Origin of the sequence: Phyllobacterium pellucidum, assembly GCF_013327855.1 — a bacterium.
GTDB classification, from domain to species: domain Bacteria; phylum Pseudomonadota; class Alphaproteobacteria; order Rhizobiales; family Rhizobiaceae; genus Phyllobacterium; species Phyllobacterium pellucidum.
In genome coordinates this window covers 1,405,610-1,427,456 of sequence record NZ_JABUMX010000001.1, presented here as the reverse complement: position 1 = coordinate 1,427,456, position 21,847 = coordinate 1,405,610, and the positions used below count along the sequence as shown (strand labels likewise).

Sequence of the window (21,847 nt, the reverse complement as noted above, 5' to 3'; positions counted from 1 at the left end):
GGGTGTACCGCAGAGCAAGTGGCTGTGCCGCCGGCGCTGGGCCGGCGGCACGTCAGAATTCATTTTGCCGCGGTCGAGACGGCGTCGATCGATACGCCGCCCGCAGGGACCTCGACAACGACCTTGTGTTCGCCCTTGGTCTCAAGCGGAATGCCACCTTCTGCCTTGGTGAGTTTCTTGCCGTTGACTGTAATCTTCTTGCCGCCCTTGCCTGCAGGCCGGACCTCGATCGAGTACCGGGCGTCGCCATTACGCAGCACGAAGCTGAAACCATCCCAATCTGAGGGAAGGGCAGGGTCGACGAACAGGCGGTCGTTCTGCCGCGTGATGCCGAGGATTCCCTCGGTAGCAACGCGGTAGAGCCAGCCGGCCGAACCGGTATACCAGGTCCAGCCGCCGCGTCCGCGCATTGGATCGACCGAATAGACGTCGGCTGCCACGACATAGGGTTCCACACGGTAGAACTCCGCCTTTTCGGCGCTCAGCGCATGGTTCACAGGGTTAAGCTTCTTGAACCAGCGATAGGCTTCGTCGGCGTCGCCGAGTCTCGCCATGGCAAGCACCGCCCAGGTCGCGGCATGCGTGTACTGGCCGCCGTTCTCGCGAACGCCGACGGGGTAGCTCTTGATATAGCCTGGATCATGCCGCGACTTGTTGAACGGCGGAGTGAACAGCTTGATGATTTCGGCTTCGTCATCGATCAGATGCGTCGCCACCGATTTCATGGCTTGGCGCGCCCGGGACGGATCCCCAAAACCTGAGAGAACGCTCCAGGATTGCGCGATCGAGTCGATCCTGCATTCCTCGCTCTTCTTGGAGCCGAGCGGCGCACCGTCATCGAAATAGCCGCGGCGATACCATTCGCCGTCCCAGCCATCCTTTTCGAGTGCTGCCTTGAGGCGCTCTATGTGGGCCTCCCAACGCTCGATGCGGGCCGTATCCTTGAAGGTTCTGGCAATCGGGATCACGTCGCGCAGCGTGCTGATGAGGAACCAGCCGAGCCAGACGCTCTCGCCCTTGCCGTCTTCGCCGACCCGGTTCATGCCGTCGTTCCAGTCGCCGGTGAGCATCAGCGGCAGTCCGTGTGCGCCGGTCCGCGCCACAGCTAGATCGAGCGCGCGCGCAGCATGTTCGTAGACGCTTACCTTCTCGCTGGTGATGGTCGGCTGGTAGAAGGCGTCGTGCTGGCCCTCATTGAGTGCTGGACCGTCGATGAAGGCAACCTGCTCGTTGAGAATGCTCATGTCGCCGGTGACCGTCGTGTAGTGGGCGATCGCATAGCCGAGCCAGACGACATCGTCGGAGATTTTCGTTCTAACGCCGGCGCCGCTCGTCGGCAGCCACCAATGCTGGACATCTCCCTCCTTGAACTGGCGCGCCGATACGTTGAGAATCTGCTTCCTCGCCAACGACGGATCGAGGATCAGCATCGACAGGGTATCCTGCAGCTGGTCGCGGAAGCCGAAGGCGCCGCTTGCCTGATAGAAAGCCGATCGCGCCCAGATACGGCACGCAAGGCTCTGGTAGGGCAGCCAGCGATTGACCATCAGGTTGAAAGCTTCGTCGGGCGTTTCGACCTGCAGGCCGCCGAGAAAGTTCGACCACAGCGCTCGGGAGGCGCCGAGCGTCTCGTCGAAGCCCTGTTTGCTTTGTTCGCGCAGGATACGCCGTGCCTCGTCGGCACTACCGGCATCGCCCATATAGAACAGCAGTTCCTTCGTCTCGCCGGCCGCAAGCGTGATATCGACGTTGAGCGCAGCGCAGGGGTCTCCGCCTGCCTCGACGACGTTGGAGAGCGTCCTTGCCTGCAGAACCGCAGCCGGGCGATCGACGGAGCCGAGCGTTCCAAAGAACTCGGCGCGATCCGACGTCACTGAATTCGGCTTCACGCTCGTTGCATAGAAGGCGACATTGTTGCGACGGTCGATACCATAGGGATTGCGCGCCATGAGCACGCCGGTTTCGGCATCCCAGGACGGTACGATAAACGGAGCGGTCTTGGCGCGGGAATTGCCGAGCATCCATTCGACAAAGCCGTAGACGCGCAGGCGCTTCGCCGAGCCGCCATGGTTGGTCAGCTTCAGCCGCGACACGCGCACGGGCAGTTCGACATGGATGGTGTGGGTAAGTTCAAGCCCGACATTGCCGTGGCGCGACGTGAACGTCGAATAGCCCTGGCCGTGGCGCGCTTCGTACTGGACGGACGGATCACGCAATACCGAAGCCGTGGGAGCGAACGCGACGTTCTTGTCAAGATCGACAATATAGATCGCTTCGCCGGAACGGTTGCTGACGGGGTCGTTCGACCACTGGGTCAACTGATAATCGCGGCTGTTGCCGGACCAGGTAAAGCCAGCACCCTCCGCGGCAACGTGGAAGCCGAAGCTGGAATTCGAAATGACGTTGATCCAGGGTTGCGGCGTCTGGGTGATCCCTCCGAGGCGGACGACATATTCGCCGCTTGCGAGGTCAAAACCGCCAAAGCCGTTCCAGAATGCCAGATCGTCGCCCGATATCTTCGGGTTGCGCGTCCGCATCAATTGCGTCGGCGCCGGCGCGATATTGCGCATCTCCTCGATGCTGCCCGTGTCGACCGTCGCGTTGACCTTGCCGGCGGCTGCGTCCGCTGTGGGCGCGAGGTCGGCGCTGAGGCCCTCCATGCGCTTCAGCTGTTCGGACAGGGAGCCGTTCTGCGCATGCATCACGATGCGCGCCGAGGCGAGCAATGTATTATAGCTGGCATCGCTCATCTGGTCGCGGCGGACCGTGAATATATGAACGCGCGGTCCAAGCTGCGCGCCGCGCGCCCGGCTGTTCTCGCAGATTGCTTCAAGACCACGCTGGAAATCCTGCGCATAAGAGAAGGAGCGTTCGTTGATGACGACGACATCGACGACCAGGCCTTTCGCGCGCCAGTACTCGTGGGCGCGCAGCAGATTCTTGAGCGTTTCCATATCGGCTTCGTCATCGATGCGCAGGGCAAGGATGGGGAAGTCGCCGGAAATGGACATCGGCCAGAGTTCGGACTGGCTGCCGAGGCCGCTGGCGATGCTTTCGGATGGCATCCGCAGTGCCTTGTCCGGATAGATCAGGCTGGTTGCGACACGCTGGAAAACCTGCGCTTCATCGGGGTTGATGCCGATGTGATGCAGACGCACCTGCGAGCTTGTCCATGACAGCGAGAATTCGCGTGCGAAGCAATCCGGATGGCGGAAGCGGCCGACGACGTCCTCGAGTTCCTGGCGGTTGGGGCGCACCAGCGTCCAGAAGACAAGCGTCACCTTCTTGTGGGCAGGCACGCGGACGCGGCAGCGCAGCGACGCGATGGGATCGAGCACGAAGCCCTGCGAGCCGGTAAGCGTCGCGCCCTCGTCGAATGCGGCGGGGTTGCGCAGCGTACGGCCGCGGCCGATGAAGGCCCGCCGGTCGGTTTCCGCTTGAACTTCGCGCATGGTTCCGGAACTGTCGCTGACCATGTGGGCGACGTGGATGTCCGGTTCGTCATTGTTGCGCTTGCGACGTGTCGCATAGATAGTATCGCCGCGCTTGTCGATCTCGGTCTCGACGAACATCTTGGCGAATGCCGGGTGGGCCGTATCCGCGTCGTCATTGGTCAATACGAGTTCGGCATAGGAGGTCACTTCGATGATGCGATCCTTGCTGCCCGTATTGGTGATGACGATGCGCCGGCCTTCGCCGTCGGAATCCGACGCGACGATGGTTTCCACCGTCGTGTGCAGCGTGCCCGCTTCCTTGATGAATTCGGCCTTATAGTCGGCGAAGATCGTCATGCTCTTTTCGCCGGTGGCCCGCACGGGATCGCCAGTCGCCGACCACCAGTCGCCGCTCTCCATATCGCGCAGGAAGAGGAAGGTGCCATAGCCGCTTTCGAGAATATCCGGCTGGAAACGTGTTATTGCGAGCCCGTTCCAGCGGCTGTAACCGCCACCATTGGCGGTGACCATCACTGAATAATGGCCGTTGGACATGACCTGCGTTGCGCGCGGAGCGCCGAGCGGATTGTCGATGATGTGGATCGAGGGAGTTTCTTCGCTGCTTTCCACGGCCTTGCGCATCGGGTTCTCGGCCTTGGCCTGGAGAACCGGGATTTCCCGCGGCGCCTTTTCCTGGAGCAGGAGTTCGGCGGCTTCAATGACCGGGTCCGAGTGAAAGCGTTCGCGCATACGCCCTTCGAATACGACGTTGTTGACCGCGACGATCGACATGCCGTGATGGTGAGCCATGTAGTTGCGCACCACCGCATAGTCCTCGCCTTCGCGAACGCGCGACTTGGTGAAGTCGACGGCATCGTAGAAACCGTACTGGCCAAGGGCACCAAGCGCGCGCAGACGCTTCAGGTTTTTTACAGCTTCTGCCGGCTGATACTGGCTGGCCATGATGCTGGCATAGGGCGCCACCACATAGTTCTTCGAAAGGCCGCGCTTCAAACCGAGCGTCGGCACGCCGAAGTTGGTGTACTGGTAGTTCATCTCCGGGTCACGCGCATTATAGGCGGCTTCCGATATACCCCAAGGCAGGTCTTTCGACGCGCCATATTCGATCTGGCGCTGGACGATCAGCTTGTTGGTCTGGTCGAGCATGCTGCCGAGCGGCTCGATCATGACGAGCGGCGGCATGAGATATTCGAACATCGAGCCTGACCACGAGATCAGGGCGCCGCGCCAGCCGACGGGAACCAGCAGACGTCCAAGGCGGAACCAGTGATCGACGGGAATATCGCCCTTGGCAATGGCAAAGAGGCTCGCAAGTCGGGCTTCCGAGGCCAAAAGGTCGTAGCAGCTCGCATCGAGTTCGTTGCTTTCGACGCGGAAACCGATCGACAGCAGGCGGCGCTCCTTGCGCTCGAGGAAGGTGAAGTCGGTGTCGAACGCCAGCTGGCGCGCGCGGGTTGCGAGCGTTACCAGCCGTTCGCGCAGGACATCCGTGCCCTCATGCGAGCCGATGGCGTCATCCGTGTGGGCCTGGCAGGTCTTGACGAGAAGCAGCGCCCATTCATTGGCGGTGACGCTGGCGGGGCTTTCGAGCTCGCCATGCAACTCCTCGGTGAGGCGCTGGATATCGCCGGCAAAGAGGGAAAGGTTGATGGTGCGCAGCGAAGCCGTCTCCGGCTCCTCCTTGATGGTGGTGATGGCACGGCGGAAGTTTGCGACGCGCTCCTCAAGGCGGCGGCGCAGCGGCCGCAGCACGCGGCGATCATCAGGAATATCGTTGATCGCCTCTTCGAGAATGTCGCTTACATCGAGAATGCCGTCGAGATCGCTCTGGAGATAGACGGAAGGCGCTTCCGCCCATTTTTCGAGGGCCGACGAAAGCGCAACCAGATGGCCGGCGAGATTGCCGCTGTCGACAGCCGAGACGTAGAGCGGCAGCAGCGGCCGCAACGTCGTCGTCTCGTACCAGTTGTAGAGATGGCCGCGATACTTCTCCATCTTCTCGAGCGTGCTGAGCGTCTGGTCGATCCGCGTCAGCGTTTCATGGAAGCCGATCCAGCCGAAATCGCGTGCCGCGACCGTCGACAGCAGATACATGCCGATATTGGTCGGAGACGTGCGCGTTGCGATCACCGGATGCGGATCCTCCTGGAAATTGTCCGGCGGAATGTAGTTCTGCTCCTTGGTCACGAACGTATCGTAGTAATGCCATGTGCGGCGCGCGATGCGGCGCAGCTCGCTCTTGTCGGACGATCGGACGGCGAGATCGTCGAGTGGCTTGGCGGAACGGCTGACGAGCCAGGCGATCATCGGTGACAGGAACCAGATTAAGGCGAAAGGCACTGCCAGGAACCATGCGCGGCTATGGCCGGCCAAGGGCAAGCCGATGGCGATGATGGCGACGACCGTCGCCGGCCACATCAGTTGCATGTAGTACTGCAGCGTATCGGGCGAACTCGTCTTTGCCTGGGCGGCGGCCCGCCATTCGAGGAGGTGCTTGCGCGTGACGAAGAGGCGATAGAGCGTGCGCACGATCGCATCGCCCATCAAAACCGCCATATTGGCGAGGAAGGTGATGCGAAGCGCGATATCGGCGGCGCCGGAGAAGATGTCAGTCAGAATCGCCTGGAAGTGGCCCTTGAGCGACAGGTTCATGTCCGTCGGCACAAGATTGGTGAAAAGGATCATCGTCGGCACGATGAACATGCTGAAGATGAGGAAGCACAGCCAGAGCGTGGCAAGACCGGGCGGCAGCAACGTCCATCCGGCAATGGCAGCAATCAGCCAGAAGATCGGCGCAAGTGAACGGCGCAAATTGTCGACCATCTTCCAGCGCGTGACGGCCGTAACGCCCGGCTTGGTGCTGAAGAGATAGGGCAAAAGCTGCCAGTCGCCGCGGGTCCAGCGATGATGGCGCGAAATATCGACATTGTAGCCGGTGGGATAATCTTCCACGACTTCGACGTCGCTGACGAGCGCGGCACGCGCGTAGCCGCCCTCGAGAAGATCGTGGCTGAGCACCGAGTTCTCGCCGATCTTGCCGTCGAGCGACGCTTCGAAGAAATCGACATCATAGAGGCCCTTGCCCGTGAAGGTGCCTTCGCCGAGCACGTCCTGATAGACGTCTGATACCGCGAAGACATAAGGGTCGATGCCGCGGTTGACCGAAAAGACGCGCTGCAGGAACGAGGCGTCGTCACCGGTAGTGAGCGAGGGCGTCACGCGCGGTTGCAGAACCGAATAGCCGCTGACGACGCGGCCAGATTTTGCCCGGTAGATCGGGCGATTGAGCGGATGCACCAGCTTGCCGGCGAGGCGATTGACCGAATCCGGCGTAAGGCGCGTGTCGGAATCGAGCGTCATGACAAACTTGATGTCGGTCGGCAGTTCCTCGTTGGAGGGGAAATAGGTCGTGTCCTTATCGCCGCGCAGCAGCAGGTTGAGTTCGTGCAGCTTGCCGCGCTTGCGCTCCCAGCCCATCCAGCAGACTTCCTGCGGGTTGTAGAGCCGCTTGCGGTGAAGCAGGAAGAAGCGCGGATTGGCCTGCGTATAGTGTTCGTTAAGCGCGGTGATCTTCTCGCGCGCATAGTCGAATATGTCGAGATCGTCGTCCGTTTGCTCGTTCTGGCTGTCTTTCCAGTCTGTAAGGAGGGCGAAATAGACCTCGCCGCGCGGGTTGGTGAGGTAGTGCACTTCGAGGTTGCGGATATGCTCGTCGACGGAGTCGCGCGAGGTGATCAATGTCGGCACGGCGACAAGGGTTTTTGCCTCGGGCGGCAGTCCGTTCTTGTATTCGAAGCCGATAAGCCGCGTCGGCGGCATGAACATCGGTATGATCCAGTTGACGAAGCCGTTGGCCGTTTCCATCGCCGGGAAAACCGCAAGCACCGTGAAAAGCAGCGTCATGCCGTGCGACAGACCGGCCTGACGGAGCCAGTGGTGGATCAGAAGCAGGATGGCGATCGAAAAGAAAGATGCCGGCACCCAGAGCCCGGCAAGGCCGAGCTTCCGATAGAAGCGGACCCAGCGCTCAAGCACCGTCGGTGAATAATCGCACTTCGCCTCGAGTTCGGGCCGGCCATCGCCGGAGAGGTAGTAGCCGACGTCGCGCTTGCGCTGCTCGGTGACGGCATCGCCGCCGCCGGTCTCTTCGGCGCTCTTTTGGGCAAGGTCCAGCGCTTCGAGGGTGATATCATGCTCGCTCTTGCCGGAGCGGCGGGCGATTTTTTCGATGGCGACGCGGTAGGCATTGCGTGAATGGAAGTCGAGCGCGTCGAAATTCGAATTCTCGCGCAGGACGGCATCGACGCCGCTGACCGTCTCGAACCATGTGATCCAGTCGACGTCGTCGATGGACTTGAGGCTTCGGATCAGGTTGCCCATGGTCACGCCGCCGGTGGACTGGCGCGTATGTTCCTGGATGATAGCGTCTTCGGCGTCGCTGCCGTTCTTCTCGAGCTCTTCTTCGAGCCATGCAACTGCGGCGCCCGAATGGGTCGCGCCGCCGCGCAGACGATAGAGGAGGTGCGTGGCGAAGGTGCTGTCACGTGCCGCCGGCGCATATTGCGCAAGCAGCTGCGGCAGCGCGTCCTTGTCAGCGTAAAGGGTGATCTCGTCGGCAACCGTGTTGGCGAAGGCGCGCATGCGGCGGGCGCGCTCGACGCGCAGGGAGAGCCGGCGGGCATTTTCGATAAGGATGAACCGCACCGCAGAGGGCAATGCCCAGAGTTCGCCGATATGCAGCGGCTCGACCGTCTGGAAGCCTTCGACGATTGCGCTGAGACTGTTCAGCGAAAACTGGCTGTCCGTATGGGCGACATAGAGCCAGGCAAGCGCCATGACGCGCGGAATGCCGGGATTGTTGGCGAGCGGCGGCAGTTGCCGGAAGAACTTCTTCGGCAGATCGCGCTCAACCTGCTGAATATTCTGGTCGACGAGATAATAATTATCGAGCAGCCACTGAGCGGCTGGCGTGATCGTTTCACCTTTGCGTGCTGCCGCATCGGACGAGCGATAGGAATGCAGAATGAGCTTGGCGTTTTCGACGGTGCGCTGCTCGAACACCATCGGTTCATAGTCGGGCAGGCGGACGTCTTCGCCCTTCGCTACCCGCGCTCCCAGATCCCGCAAGTCATCGATCGATTTGTAATGGGCCCTGATAGGGTTCGGCTGGGCAGAAAGGACCTGGCCGGCTGTGTTTTTCTGGGATGTGAAAGCTTGAATGAAACTCAATGCGGGCATTTGCCATCATTTCGGTTGGAAGAAATAATCTTCTGATTGCAGCACAAGGTTCGCTCGGGATCGTTCCCCCTCACGAACAGTTTACGATCTAATCGGCTCAAGGCAATGACGCTAGAAGCACTTTCGCCTCTAGCGATCAGTTTTGATGAAAATGAGTCAGATTTCCATTGGGCTTTTGGCGTAATTCAGCCGGAAACTGTTAAGGCGGGCTTTGGTTGCAAGGGGTGGTCCCAAACAAAAAAGGCGGGATCGCATTGATCCCGCCAACTCCGCATTACCTGCTTCAATCGCGGGCAAAGACGCGAAAATGTCTTGGCCTGAAAGCGATGCCGGAGAGTTCAGTCGCAGGGTGGTCGGCATCGATGCCGATTTCGATACGCTCCTCAGCACCCGCGACCATCAGTTCGACGCGCCGCGTTGCGCCGACACGGCGGCTCGCGACGACCGTACCCGCGATGCAGCCGTTGGAGCCGTCCACCAGCTCGACATCGTGCGGGCGGAAATAGAGCATGCCGTCGCCATCGGGCCGGTCGGCCTTAAGGCCAAGTGACTTCTCGCCGATCCAGACAGTTCCGTTCTCGATGCGAACCGGCAGGCGGCTCGATTCACCGATGAAGCCATAAACGAACGGCGAGTTTGGCTTGTCGTAGACTTCGTCCGGCGTGCCGACCTGCTCTATGCTGCCCTGGCTCATCACCACGACCCGATCGGCAAGTTCAAGCGCCTCATCCTGATCATGGGTCACGAAGACGGTCGTATGCTTGGTCTTGTCGTGGATTTCGCGCAGCCAGCGCCGGAGTTCCTTGCGAACTTTGGCGTCGAGGGCGCCGAAAGGCTCGTCGAGCAGCAGAACGCGCGGCTCGATTGCCATCGCACGAGCAAGGGCGACGCGCTGGCGCTGGCCGCCCGATAGCTGCGCGGGGTAGCGCTTTTCCAGGCCTGAAAGCTGGACGAAGTCGAGAAGCTCCGATGAACGGCGCCGGATCTCGTCCTTGGCGGGCCGCGTGTTCGAGGGCCGTACCTTCAGCCCGAAACCAACATTGTCGATGACCGTCATGTGCCGGAACAGAGCATAATGCTGGAACACGAAACCGACATTGCGCTCCTGGACCGACTTCAGCGAGGCGTCCTCATCGCCGAAGAACACCTTGCCCTCGGTGGGGGATTCCAGCCCGGCGATCAGGCGCAGCAGAGTTGTCTTGCCCGACCCGGACGGGCCAAGCAGGGCGATAAGTTCGCCCGACTTTATTTCCAGTGAAACGTCGTGCAGCGCCGGAAAGCGATCGAATTCCTTGCGCACACCACTTACGCGAACATCCATTTCAAACCCTCTCAGTGTCCGCCTGCTGCCCGCAGCTCCGCGCCGTATCGCATCTCAAGCAATGACTTGAGAATAAGCGTGACCAGCGCCAGCAGCGCCAGAAGCGAAGCCACCGCGAACGCAGCGACAAAATTATATTCGTTGTAAAGAATTTCGACATGCAGCGGCATCGTATTGGTCAGCCCGCGAATGTGGCCTGATACGACGGACACGGCGCCGAATTCCCCCATGGCGCGGGCGTTGCACAAAAGCACGCCGTAGAGCAAGCCCCATTTGATGTTCGGCAATGTCACATGCCAGAAAGTCTGCCAGCCATTGGCCCCGAGCGAGAGCGCGGCTTCCTCGTCGGTCGTGCCCTGATGCTGCATGAGCGGGATCAATTCACGGGCAACGAAGGGGAAGGTCACGAAAACCGTCGCAAGCACGATACCGGGCACGGCAAAGAGGATTTCGATGCCATGCGATTTGAACCATGGTCCAAGCAAGCTGTGCGAGCTGAATAGCAGCACATAAACCAGGCCCGAAATTACCGGCGAGACCGAGAACGGCAGGTCGATGAGCGTCGTCAGGAACGCCTTGCCCTTGAATTCGAACTTGGCGATGGTCCATGCGGCGACCACGCCGAAGACGAGATTAAGCGGTACGGCGATCGCGGCGACGAGCAGCGTCAGGCGGATGGCAGCTTGCGCGTCAGGCTCTATGAGCGCGGTGAAATATTCGGCCGGTCCTTTGCGGAATGCCTCGACGAAAACCGAAACAAGCGGCAGGACGAGGAACAATCCGAGAAACACCAGCGTGATGCCGATCAGCACATAGCGTGAGCCGCGGCTCTCGGTCGTTGCCGGGTGCCAGGTCGCCGCTGCGGGGGCTGCGGTCTGGGACAGGTCATGTACCATAGCCATACCTCCTGCGGCTCCACGCCTGAATAAGATTGATGATGAAGAGCATGGCAAATGAGATCAGCAGCATGATTGCTGCGATCGCCGTCGCGCCGGCATAGTCGAATTCCTCAAGCCGGATGACGATGAGGAGCGGCGCTATCTCTGACACGTAAGGCAGGTTGCCGGCGATGAAGATCACCGAACCGTATTCGCCGACTGCCCGGGCGAAGGCGAGGGCGAACCCGGTGAGGATCGCCGGCTGGAGACCGGGCAGCAACACACGCGTGATCGTCTGAAAACGATTGGCGCCGAGCGTGGCTGCAGCTTCCTCGACCTCCGTGCGGATTTCTTCCATCACCGGCTGCACCGTGCGCACCACGAAAGGCAGGCCGACAAAGATCAGCGCGATGGTGATGCCGATCGGGGTGAACGCAACCTTGATGCCAAGCGGATCAAGCCAGCGTCCGATCCAGCCGTTCTTGGCGTAGATCGACGTCAGCGCGATACCGGCCACGGCTGTCGGCAGGGCGAAGGGGAGATCGACAATCGCATCGATGATGCGACGACCCGGAAAACGATAGCGCACCAGCACCCAGGCAACGACGACGCCGAAAAAGACGTTGATCAGCGCCGCGACAAAGGCCGTGCCAAAGCTGATCTTGAGTGCGTTGAGGGTGCGGGGATCGGTTGCGACATGCCATAGCCCGGCCCAGCCAAGGGATGCGGAACGCCATGCGAGACCCGTTAAAGGAATAAGAACAATTAATGCGAGGTAGGCAAGAGTGAAGCCGAGTGCCATTCCAAATCCCGGAATGACACTCGGCCTCTTAAACCGCCAACCTGCTTTCGCGAGGTTGGAAATCATGCTGTTACTGTTTCGGCTTGTAAATCTGGTCAAACGTACCGCCATCTCCGAAGTGGTAGGGCTGCGCTTTGGCCCAACCGCCGAAGATAGGATCATCGATCTTCACTAGTTTCAACTCCGGCAATTTCTTGATGAGGTCTGGAGCGACCAGTTCCGGTTCGGCCGGACGATAGAAATGCTTCGCGGCGAGGGTCTGGCCCTCTTCGGAGTAGAGATACTGGAGATAGGCCTCGGCAGCTTTCCGCGTGCCCTTGGCATCGACATTGCCATCGACGACAGCAACGGGCGGTTCGGCAAGGATCGACTGCGGGGGAACGACGATATCGAATTTGTCTTCGCCGAATTCAGCCAGCGACAAATAGGCTTCGTTCTCCCAGGCAAGCAGGACGTCGCCGAGTTCGCGCTGGGCGAAGGTCGTCGTCGAGCCGCGGGCGCCGGTATCGAGAACCGGAACGTGCTGGAACAGCGTCGCTATATATTCCTTGATCTTGGCTTCGTCGCCGCCGTACTGGCCATAGGCCCAGGCCCAGGCTGCCAGATAATTCCAGCGGGCGCCGCCCGAGGTCTTCGGATTTGGGGTGATGACCTGAACGTCATCCTTGATCAGGTCACCCCAGTCCTTGATGCCCTTGGGGTTTCCCTTGCGAACCAGAAACACGATGGTCGAGGTGTAGGGCGCCGCATTGTGCGGATATTTGGTGCGCCAATCGGGATTGATTTTTTTCGTCGCCTCGGCAATCGCCGTAATGTCGCTTTCGAGTGCGAGCGTCACAACATCGGCATCGAGTCCGTCGATCACGGCGCGGGCCTGCTTGCCCGATCCGCCGTGCGAACTCTGGATGGTGATCGTCTCGCCGGTGTCGGCTTTCCACTTCGCCGCGAATGCCGCGTTGAAATCCTTGTAGAACTCGCGGGTCGGATCGTAGGAGACGTTGAGAAGGGTGGTGTCCGCAAAGGCAGCAGACATCGGCTGAACGGCGATCGTTGCTGTAAGCAACGCTGCCGCGAATGTTAGGGAAAATCGGGAATTTTTCATGCCTGCCTCCGTATGATGAGAACTGAAGCGTAGCAGAGGCCCCAAAATTAGGGGCGTTAGAAAGAATTCCTTTTACAGGGTAAAATTAGAATATTCTACCGCAAGCACCTTAGTCTATCGAAACGGTCGTCTAATGGGCCGGAGCACAGGATTCCTGATGGGCCGGGCACGATCGGAAAATTGGGAATGCGACGCCCGATTTCGCCCCTTTCCTGAAAAATCATACTATCGTGGAATAGTTGTCTAACGGGATGGCGGATGGTTCGGGAGCGGCCCCGCAATTCACGGGGCCGAACCACTTTTAACGAGGGCGCGCCCTGCCGTGGTCGCGGTAGGTTCTATCGTTCGTCCCGGCCTCGGCGACATTCACATAGTTTGCGGATGGCCGGCTTTCAGTAGATGTCCGGGTCTTGATCGGCATGGCGAACGCGGCTGCCGTCAGAAGCGCAGTCGCAGTGATGGAAAGGCGGCGTTCCAGCCGTGAACTGATGATCATTGGCTCGTCCCTTTAGTGCAGGCTCGCGCGCTGCGGGCGCGAAATAATGTCGTCGATTGCGAATTTCGGTATCGGCAAAAGCACCTGGTCCAATTCGACAAGCGTTTCGGCAAAGGTGATCGCAGCGTTCTCCACATCCTCCTGACGGGAAGGACATGCCATGGCATTGAGGCAAGTTCTGGCCGCAACCATGTCACAATTTTGTAAGCCCGCGATCAGTCCCAAAGTCAGGCATTCCTCCCGGCATACATGGTGCGAACCGAATGGAAATGTCTTCAACGGGCACATTGCGCAATGGCGCAGGGTGCGGATGAAATACGACAGTTCCGAGAGCGCCCGATTGCCGTTGCGGCTGCCGAGCAGCTCGCTGTAGAGACCGAAAGCCATCTCCCAGGCGATTACCGATCCGGTTTCAAAGCCCGCAGTCCAACGGCGATAACCTTCGAGAACGAGCTTCTCGGGAGTTCGGTCGAAATAGCAGCCGTTGCCGCCATGCGATTCAGTCAAATGCGGATACATCGCCTGCCCTTTCGTGATTGCGTGTTGCAGCGAAAGAGCCTTTGCGGCGACCTGGAAGAATATCGGCCAGCCGCTTCGGACTGGAGGGTAAAAGCAGTTGCTGCCGTGGCAGCAGGGAAACCACGCGCAGGCGTGGCAGAAAAAGACCAATCATAAGGTCCTCCAATCGAAAGGGTTCAAGGCCCAGACATCAAAGGGATGCATCCGTGGGATGCCGGCGCACCTCGCGCCAGTTCGCATAAAGGCTGGCGAACCTGATAAAGTCAAACACTAAATCTTTAAAAATATTAAAAATATCAATAGGTTAGAATTATTCTAGGAAATTATGAGTTTTTTAGTATACAATTGTTCCAAACGCCACAAAATCTGGAACGGTCTTCCTGTGGCAGGGTTTCTCGCCGGGCATGAAAAGCGCGACGAGAAACCATGCGCCATCAGCTTTCGATGAGCAGGCGCAACTTCTTGAGGGCGACGTCCTTGCTCTCCTTGTAGTCAATCGTGCTTTTCAGTCTTCCATCGCGATCGAGCAGGATTACCGAGGCCGTATGGTCCATCGTGTAGTCGTCGCCATTCTCGGTCGGCACCTTGCGAGCGTAAATCTTCCATGCTTTCAGCACTTTCTCGATTTCGTCCGGCTTGCCGGTGATTCCGGTGATCCTGTCGGTGAAAGCCGTGGTGTAGCCTTTCATGACGTCCGGCGTGTCACGCTCCGGATCGACGGAGATGAAGAAAACCCGCAGGTCCTTGCCCTCGTCGCCAAGGTCCTTCAGCCAGCCCGACATCTCGAAAAGCGTTGTCGGGCAAACTTCGGGACAATGCGTGAAACCAAAAAAGAGCACGCTTGGATGGCCCTCGAATGCGGCTTCAGTGATGGGCGCTCCATTCTGGTCGGTGAGGTTGAAGGGCGTGCCGAGTTTCACCCCCGCAGATTGGCTGCCAAGACGAGTATTGACATAGGTGATGACCAGCAAGAGGGAGAGGACGGCAATAGCCGCCCACAGCCCATAGCGCAGAAGCCGAATCCCCATTTCAGTGTCCCATGTCCGTGGCGTTGGCCGCGCCGACCATCAGTTGCAGCTCCACCTTGCCGGCCTTGGCGAACTCCAGGGTGACAGGAACCATGTCGCCCTCCTTGAGTGGCGATTTCAGCCCCATCATCATGAGGTGCAGGCCGCCGGGTGCCAGCTTTACCGTCTCGCCAGCCGGAATTTCGAGGCCTTCCTTCAGCTGGCGCATCTTCATGACGCTGCCGTCCATCTTCATTTCATGGACCTCGACCCGCTCCGCAACAGGCGTGGAGCCGCCGATAAGGCGGTCGGCTTCCTTCGATCCGTTGACGATCGTCACATAGCCGCCGCCAACCTTGGCTCCGGGCAGCGTGGCGCGGGTGAACGCATCGCTCAAGGTGAGGTCGCCGGCCTTTACCGGCTCCATCGCGCCGGCATCGGTCATTTCCGTGCCAGCCTGCATTGCCGAGTGATCATGCGCGGCCGCTGTGAGGGCGAAGGAAGCGGACACGAGAAGCGCCGCGGCAAGTGTTGATAGTGTTTTCATGGAATGGGTCTCCACTTCGGATTTCAAGAGAATACACGTTTGAGGGGCGAGGGTATGCGCGTGAGCAACTGATCCAGGATCAACATTGCGAGAATGGCGAACCCGGTGAGGGGAAAGAGTACGCCGAAGCCAAGGATCACAAGGGTCAGGACAGCGAAAACACTTTTCTGCGTGGGCATGGGCGGTACGCCAAGCCGACCGGACGGGCGGCGCTTCCACCACATGACGACAGCGGTCACCGAGGTCAGGATGATGGCAAGGCAGGTCATGAGCATGACGATCTGGTTAACGACCCCGTAATACTGGCCCATGTGAACGCCGATGCCGAATTCCATCGCCTTGGCCCCCGCGCCATAATCACCGAATTTCAGGTCGATGAGGGGCTTGCCGCTGTACTGGTCGTAGTGAATGGTCCGCTGCTTTGCGATATCGTCGGGGAAGATCGCGGCGGTGTAGACGCCGGTCTTGCCTGAGGGCAGCGACACCTCGAATCCGGGGGTCAGGCCAGCCGCGTTAGCCGACGCCACGATACTGTCGAGACCTACCGGCGAAGCATTGCTCGGCGAGGATGTCGGAACTGGCGCGTTTTCGACCGTCCAACCGGCATTGGTCAGGACATCCTTGGTCGGCACCTCAGAACTCGGAACCTCGTCCCAAAGCTGGGTCGGATAACCGAGGCCGGCATTGGCAAGCACGGAGTTGGCTTTATCGCCCCAATAGCCGGACCAGGGCAGGCCGGAGATTGCAAGGAAGAAGATCAGCGCCCCTGCGCCAGCTCCGGTTACGGCATGCAGGTCGCGCCAGAACACGCGCTTCTGCGGTGTGCCGCGAACACTGACGACGCCGCCGGTCTGTTTGCGCGGCCACCAGAGGTAGAAACCGGTGACGACGAGAATGAGGGCAAGCCCGCCCACCGCTTCGACGATACGATTGAAGGGGAGGCCGAAATATTCGAGGCTGTGGATCTTCTTGACGACCCAGTTGAACTCTTCCTTCTCTGCAACCGTGCCGAGAACAGCGCCGGTATATGGATTGAGAAAGACGTAGGTTTTTCCGGCCTTCGTGCCAACCACAACGCGTACGGACTGGCTTGGCTCGGCCGGGGCGCGATAGCGCAGGACCTTGGAGCCCGGCAGGGCTGCCTTAGCGGTTTCAGTCAGGAGCGAGGGCGCAAGCGCGGTCCCATTCGGCTCGACGACATTGCGATAGGCAAAGACCGTATTGTCGATCTCGTCATTGAACAGATAAAGGCCGCCGGTGATGGCGAGGTTGAGCATGAAGGGGATGACCAGCAGGCCGGCAAAGAAATGCCAGCGCCACACGGCCCGGTAAAGGGATAGGCTAATTGTATTGGGCTTCGCGGAAGCCACGCTCGAAATGGTCATTGGTAATCCAATCGTCTGACGATAAAGCATGACGATCTGCAAACGCAGGCCGTCGTGACGTGCCCTACGGCACGAACTGTGTCAGGCGAAAGGTGGGGCTTGCGGCGGCGCCGAAGGCGGGTAGAGGCTGCGCGCGATCAGGATCGATTTGCGCGCTATCGCTATCGATTGCTCCGGCTGGAATTTTGCTTCGGATACAAATGGCGGAACTGCCAGGATGAACGATGCGGCGAGCCGGCAAGCTTCGCAGCCCGTGCCATGCCAGACGCTCTTATGGCTGTCCTCGCCGCCGCTGCCGGGGAGGCAGAGAACAGGAACGGTGCCGTCGGGAAGCGTATAGGCGGCAAGATCGATTGGCTGGGCTTCGGCGGCAACCGGCTTATGCGCGAAGGCAACGCATACGAGCGCAATGGCGCAAAGTATGCGCAATGCCGTTCGCCAGTCGTGCCAGATTCCGCGCATCAACGCCCCGATTCAGTTCGAGCCAATCAAATACATCAGCGTCAGCTCAAAATCTATGCGGCAAAGCGACAATGAAATCAGGAGGCGTTGATCTCGATCAACCAGCAGCTTTCGGGTATGCGGACGAAGGCCAGCGTTTCCCCGCGAGCAAGGTGGATCACATCGTCGATTTCGACAGTCTCGCCCGTGTGCAACGCAGCTTTTGAGCGAAGCAGCAGAAATGTTTCCTTGGCTTCCGCTGTCAGTTCCTGGCGTTCGAGCAGTGTAACACGAGCGGTAAAACGGCCGCGGCGCACCATGACGTTGAGATCCGTCACCGTCTCGATGACATCGGCGCGCGTCGGTATATCACCGGGAAACGGTATTGCCCGCGAGGTTGAGTCCAGTTTCACGGGCGTGCCGGCGCCAACTTGTAAATTCATGGCGCCGTCAAGCACTGCCAGCACCCTGTCGATGCCGGCAAAGGCGGAGAAGGGGCCGGAATCCGGCACCTTCGCCATGCTGATGCGCCAATCGAAGCTGTCGATTGCAGCCCCTTCCGGCGCTATGGCGATCTCGGTGGTAACGCCGGCGCCATTCTTCCACGGCATGCGCTTGTGGGCGCCGGCGCGTAATATACGCATCAGCCAAGGATGCCGGGCAGGTTGAGACCCTTTTCCTTGGCGCATTCGATTGCGATCTCGTAGCCCGCATCGGCATGGCGCATGACGCCGGTGGCCGGGTCGTTCCAGAGCACGCGGCCGATCCGCTCGGCGGCATCGTCCGTGCCGTCACAGCAGATCACCATGCCGGAATGCTGCGAATAGCCCATGCCGACACCGCCGCCGTGATGCAACGACACCCAGGTCGCGCCCGACGCGGTGTTGAGGAGCGCATTGAGCAGCGGCCAGTCGGAGACGGCGTCAGAGCCGTCCTTCATCGCTTCCGTCTCGCGGTTCGGCGAAGCGACGGAACCGGAATCGAGGTGATCGCGGCCGATGACGATAGGTGCTTTCAGTTCGCCGTTTCGTACCATTTCGTTGAAGGCGAGGCCGAGGCGGTGGCGATCGCCGAGGCCGACCCAGCAGATGCGCGCCGGCAGCCCCTGGAAGGCGATGCGATCGCGTGCCATGTCGAGCCAGTTGTGCAGGTGCGTATTGCCTGGCGTCAGCTCCTTCACCTTGGCGTCCGTCTTGTAGATGTCTTCCGGATCACCCGACAGGGCGGCCCAGCGGAACGGACCGATGCCGCGGCAGAAGAGCGGACGGATATAGGCCGGCACGAAGCCGGGGAAAGCAAAGGCGTTTTCAAGGCCTTCATCCTTGGCGACCTGCCGGATATTATTGCCGTAGTCGAGCGTGGGAATGCCCTGGTTCCAGAACGCGAGCATGGCTTCCACATGCACGCGCATGGAGGCCCGCGCGGCCTTTTCTACGGCCTTCGGGTCGCTCTCGCGCTTCTCGCGCCATTCGGCAAGGGTCCAGCCCTTGGGCAGATAACCGTTGATCGGATCGTGCGCCGAGGTCTGGTCGGTCACCATATCAGGCCGTACGCCGCGACGTACGAGTTCCGGCAGAACATCCGCGGCATTGCCGAGAAGACCAACCGATTTGGCTTCGCCGGCCTTGGTCCAGCGATCGATCATTTCCAGCGCCTCGTCGAGCGTCTCCGCCTTGGCGTCGACATAGCGGGTGCGTAGGCGGAAATCGATCGAATCCGGATTGCATTCGACGGCGAGGCAGCAGGCGCCGGCCATGACTGCGGCGAGCGGTTGTGCGCCGCCCATGCCGCCAAGGCCACCCGTGAGGATCCATTTGCCCTTGAGGTTGCCGTCATAATGCTGCCGGCCGGCCTCGACGAAGGTTTCATAGGTCCCCTGCACGATGCCCTGCGTGCCAATGTAGATCCACGAACCCGCGGTCATCTGCCCGTACATGGCGAGACCCTTCTTGTCGAGTTCGTTGAAATGATCCCAGGTCGCCCAATGCGGCACCAGATTTGAATTGGCAATAAGAACACGCGGCGCATTGGAGTGCGTCTTGAATACGCCGACGGGCTTGCCGGACTGGACGAGCAGCGTTTCATCCCCGTTGAGGTTCTTCAGCGTCGAAACGATCTTGTCGAAGTCGTCCCAGGTGCGCGCAGCCCGACCAATGCCGCCGTAGACGACGAGTTCGTTGGGGTTCTCGGCAACGTCCGGATCGAGATTGTTCATCAGCATCCGCAGGGGCGCTTCGGTCATCCAGGATTTGGTGTTGAGCTCATTGCCCCGGGGACTGCGGATTTCCCGGATATTGTGCCTCGGATTGTTCATTACTTGCTCCCCAGTTTAATGGCGGTCTGTGCGATGATTTCGAGTATGTCCTTGAGGTGCCTGCGCAACTTCTCGGCCTTGCCTTCGTCGTAGTCGAAGGGTGGCGCTTCGGTCGCAAGGTGCGACGATTGCGTCAGCTCCATCTGGATGGCGTGAATATTGGAGGAGGGCTTGCCATAATGGCGTGTCGTCCAGCCGCCCTTGAAGCGGCCGTTGATTACGGCGTCGTAGCCGCGGGCAGCAAAAGCAATGCGGCCAACCGCAGAGGCAATTTCCGGCGAGCAGCTTGTGCCCTCATTGGTCCCGATGTTGAAATCCGGCAGCTTCCCTGCAAACAGGAACGGGATATGCGAGCGGATGGAATGGCAATCGTAGAGGATGGCTAGCCCATGCGTCTTGCGCACCCGCTGGATTTCGTCGAACAGAGCCTCATGATACGGGCGATGAAACCGTTCGAGTCTCAGCTTCGTATCGGCTGACGTCGGCATTTCGCCGTCGCGCCAGATGGCTTTCCCGTCGAAATCGGTTTCCGGAATGAGCGCCGTGGTGTTCTGGCCTGGATAGAGACTGCCACCCGCAGGATCGCGGTTCGCATCGATGACGTAGCGGTGGAACGTCGCCCTGACGGTCGAGACGCCTGGCAGGAGGCCATCATAGAGCTGGTCCACATGCCAATCGGTGTCGGCGAGACGCTGGCCGTTCTCGTTCAGACGCGACCAGATTTCGGCAGGCACATCCGTGCCTGTGTGCGGAAATCCGAGGATGATCGGCAGCGATCCCTGTTTGACCTCGACAATGCTCATAGACGCGTATCCAGAACTGGGAGAATTTCGGCCGAAATCGCGGCGTTCAGTGCGCCTGAGGCTACAAGCTCGCTTACGGCCTGAAGGTCCGGCGCCATATAGCGGTCGTCGTCAAGTGTCGGCACCGCTAAGCGGATAACGCCGTGGGCGCGGGTGAGTTCCGGGCTCGTCGCGAGCGGACTGCGGAGGTCGATGCCTTGCGCCGCCGTCAGTGCCTCGATGCCGATGATCGAGAACAGATTGTCGGTCATCTGCAGAAGCCGTCGGGCTCCATGGCAGGCCATGGAAACGTGATCTTCCTGGTTGGCCGACGTTGGCGTCGAATCTACCGAAGCCGGATGCGACATCTGCTTGTTCTCTGACATGAGCGCAGCGGAAGTGACCTCCGCGATCATCAATCCGGAGTTGAGGCCGGGCTTGCGCGCAAGAAATGCCGGCAGGCCGTAGCTCAAGGCTGGATCGACCAGCAATGCGATACGGCGCTGGGCGATCGCGCCGATTTCGCAGATGGCAAGTGCGATCTGATCCGCAGCGAAGGCGACCGGCTCGGCATGGAAGTTGCCGCCCGAGACGACGGAACCATCGCTGAGGACCAGCGGGTTGTCGGTGACGGCATTCGCTTCGATTTCGAGCGTGCGCGCGGCCATGCGCAAGAGATCGAGGCACGCCCCGTCAACCTGCGGCTGGCAGCGGATGCAATAGGGATCCTGCACGCGCTCGTCGCCCTCGATGTGACTTTCGCGGATCGGCGAATTTTCGAGGAGGCGGCGCAGCGCTGCCCCGGTGTCGATCTGGCCGCGATGCCCGCGCAAGGTATGGATATCGGGGTGAAACGGCGCGGACGAGCCCATCGCCGCGTCGGTCGAGAGCGCTCCAGTGATCAAGGCAGACTGGGCAGCCCGGTGAGCACGGAACAAACCTGCGAGAGCCAGCGCGGTGGAAACCTGGGTGCCGTTGATCAGCGCGAGCCCTTCCTTGGCGGCAAGTACGACCGGCTTCAGCCCAGCCTTCGCAAGCCCATCGCCCGCCGGCATCCGCTCGCCGCCGAAGACGACGTCGCCTTCGCCGATCATGGCTGCGGCCATATGCGCGAGGGGAGCGAGGTCGCCCGATGCGCCGACCGAGCCCTTTTCCGGAATGACGGGGATGACGCCCTTGTCGAGCATTCCCTCAATCAGGCTTATGAGCTCAGGACGGACGCCGGAGGCGCCGCGGCCGAGCGAGATCAGCTTCAGCGCCATGATCAGGCGCACGATGTTTTCGGGCAGCGCGTTGCCGACGCCGCAGCAATGGGAAAGGATGAGATTGCGTTGCAGGGTCGCGACATCAGCCGCATCGATCTTGATGCTGGCGAGCTTTCCGAAGCCCGTATTGATCCCATAAACGGGAGCGTTGCCCCGCGCAATCTCGGCGATGCGTGCCGCTGCAGCCTCAATCCCGGCCTTGAACGATTGGTCCAGCCGTACGGCCTCGCCCTGCCAATAGATGGTTTCCAATACTGAAATAGGCACGGAGCCCGGGTGGAGAACAACAGTCATG

Annotated in this window: 15 protein-coding genes; all 15 read right to left on the bottom strand. The window is 60.3% G+C overall.

Features of this window, described 5'->3' with window-relative positions:
- Positions 1-59: 59 nt before the first annotated feature.
- The 15 genes from HQ945_RS07005 to hutH all read right to left on the bottom strand — a co-directional run bounded on the left by HQ945_RS07005 (position 60) and on the right by hutH (position 21,846).
- Complete coding sequence (locus HQ945_RS07005; protein ID WP_113281181.1) at positions 60-8,693, bottom strand: GH36-type glycosyl hydrolase domain-containing protein; 8,634 nt, start codon at positions 8,691-8,693, stop codon at positions 60-62.
- A gap of 283 nt (positions 8,694-8,976) precedes the next feature.
- Complete coding sequence (locus HQ945_RS07000; RefSeq protein WP_036813478.1) at positions 8,977-10,014, bottom strand: sulfate/molybdate ABC transporter ATP-binding protein; 1,038 nt, start codon at positions 10,012-10,014, stop codon at positions 8,977-8,979.
- 11 nt (positions 10,015-10,025) lie between these two features.
- The gene (gene cysW / locus HQ945_RS06995) at positions 10,026-10,910 is read right to left on the bottom strand and encodes a sulfate ABC transporter permease subunit CysW (protein WP_027230616.1); all 885 of its coding nucleotides are present in this window, start codon (positions 10,908-10,910) and stop codon (positions 10,026-10,028) included.
- Positions 10,900-11,760 carry a sulfate ABC transporter permease subunit CysT gene (gene cysT, locus HQ945_RS06990; protein ID WP_113281182.1) on the bottom strand — a complete coding sequence of 287 codons (861 nt, stop codon included), beginning with the start codon at positions 11,758-11,760 and terminating at the stop codon, positions 10,900-10,902. Before cysT ends, cysW begins: the two co-directional genes overlap by 11 nt.
- Before the next feature lie 4 nt (positions 11,761-11,764).
- Positions 11,765-12,796, bottom strand: coding sequence for a sulfate ABC transporter substrate-binding protein (locus HQ945_RS06985; RefSeq protein ID WP_113281183.1), 1,032 nt, complete (start codon positions 12,794-12,796; stop codon positions 11,765-11,767).
- Positions 12,797-13,097: 301 nt separating this feature from the next.
- Positions 13,098-13,292: a hypothetical protein gene (locus HQ945_RS06980; RefSeq protein WP_174207838.1), complete on the bottom strand. Its 195-nt coding sequence runs from the start codon at positions 13,290-13,292 to the stop codon at positions 13,098-13,100.
- Positions 13,293-13,304: 12 nt separating this feature from the next.
- Positions 13,305-13,811, bottom strand: a complete 507-nt coding sequence (locus HQ945_RS06975; RefSeq protein ID WP_113281185.1) for a hypothetical protein — start codon at positions 13,809-13,811, stop codon at positions 13,305-13,307.
- A gap of 434 nt (positions 13,812-14,245) precedes the next feature.
- Positions 14,246-14,839, bottom strand: a complete 594-nt coding sequence (locus tag HQ945_RS06970; RefSeq protein ID WP_113281186.1) for an SCO family protein — start codon at positions 14,837-14,839, stop codon at positions 14,246-14,248.
- A gap of 1 nt (position 14,840) precedes the next feature.
- On the bottom strand, positions 14,841-15,365 hold the full coding sequence (locus tag HQ945_RS06965) for a copper chaperone PCu(A)C (RefSeq protein WP_113281187.1): 525 nt from the start codon (positions 15,363-15,365) through the stop codon (positions 14,841-14,843).
- 23 nt (positions 15,366-15,388) lie between these two features.
- Complete coding sequence (locus HQ945_RS06960) at positions 15,389-16,750, bottom strand: PepSY-associated TM helix domain-containing protein (protein WP_113281201.1); 1,362 nt, start codon at positions 16,748-16,750, stop codon at positions 15,389-15,391.
- Positions 16,751-16,831: 81 nt separating this feature from the next.
- Entirely contained in the window at positions 16,832-17,212 is a 381-nt protein-coding gene (locus HQ945_RS06955; protein WP_027230608.1) for a hypothetical protein, read from the bottom strand.
- Between the two features lie 77 nt (positions 17,213-17,289).
- Positions 17,290-17,835: a HutD/Ves family protein gene (locus tag HQ945_RS06950; RefSeq protein ID WP_113281188.1), complete on the bottom strand. Its 546-nt coding sequence runs from the start codon at positions 17,833-17,835 to the stop codon at positions 17,290-17,292.
- Positions 17,835-19,505: a urocanate hydratase gene (gene hutU, locus HQ945_RS06945; protein ID WP_113281189.1), complete on the bottom strand. Its 1,671-nt coding sequence runs from the start codon at positions 19,503-19,505 to the stop codon at positions 17,835-17,837. Before hutU ends, HQ945_RS06950 begins: the two co-directional genes overlap by 1 nt.
- Positions 19,505-20,308, bottom strand: a complete 804-nt coding sequence (hutG, locus tag HQ945_RS06940; protein WP_027230606.1) for an N-formylglutamate deformylase — start codon at positions 20,306-20,308, stop codon at positions 19,505-19,507. The genes hutU and hutG overlap by 1 nt, the downstream gene beginning before the upstream one ends.
- A complete protein-coding gene (hutH, locus tag HQ945_RS06935; protein WP_113281190.1) occupies positions 20,305-21,846 on the bottom strand; it encodes a histidine ammonia-lyase in 1,542 nt (513 codons plus the stop codon). Before hutH ends, hutG begins: the two co-directional genes overlap by 4 nt.
- Position 21,847 lies beyond the last annotated feature (1 nt).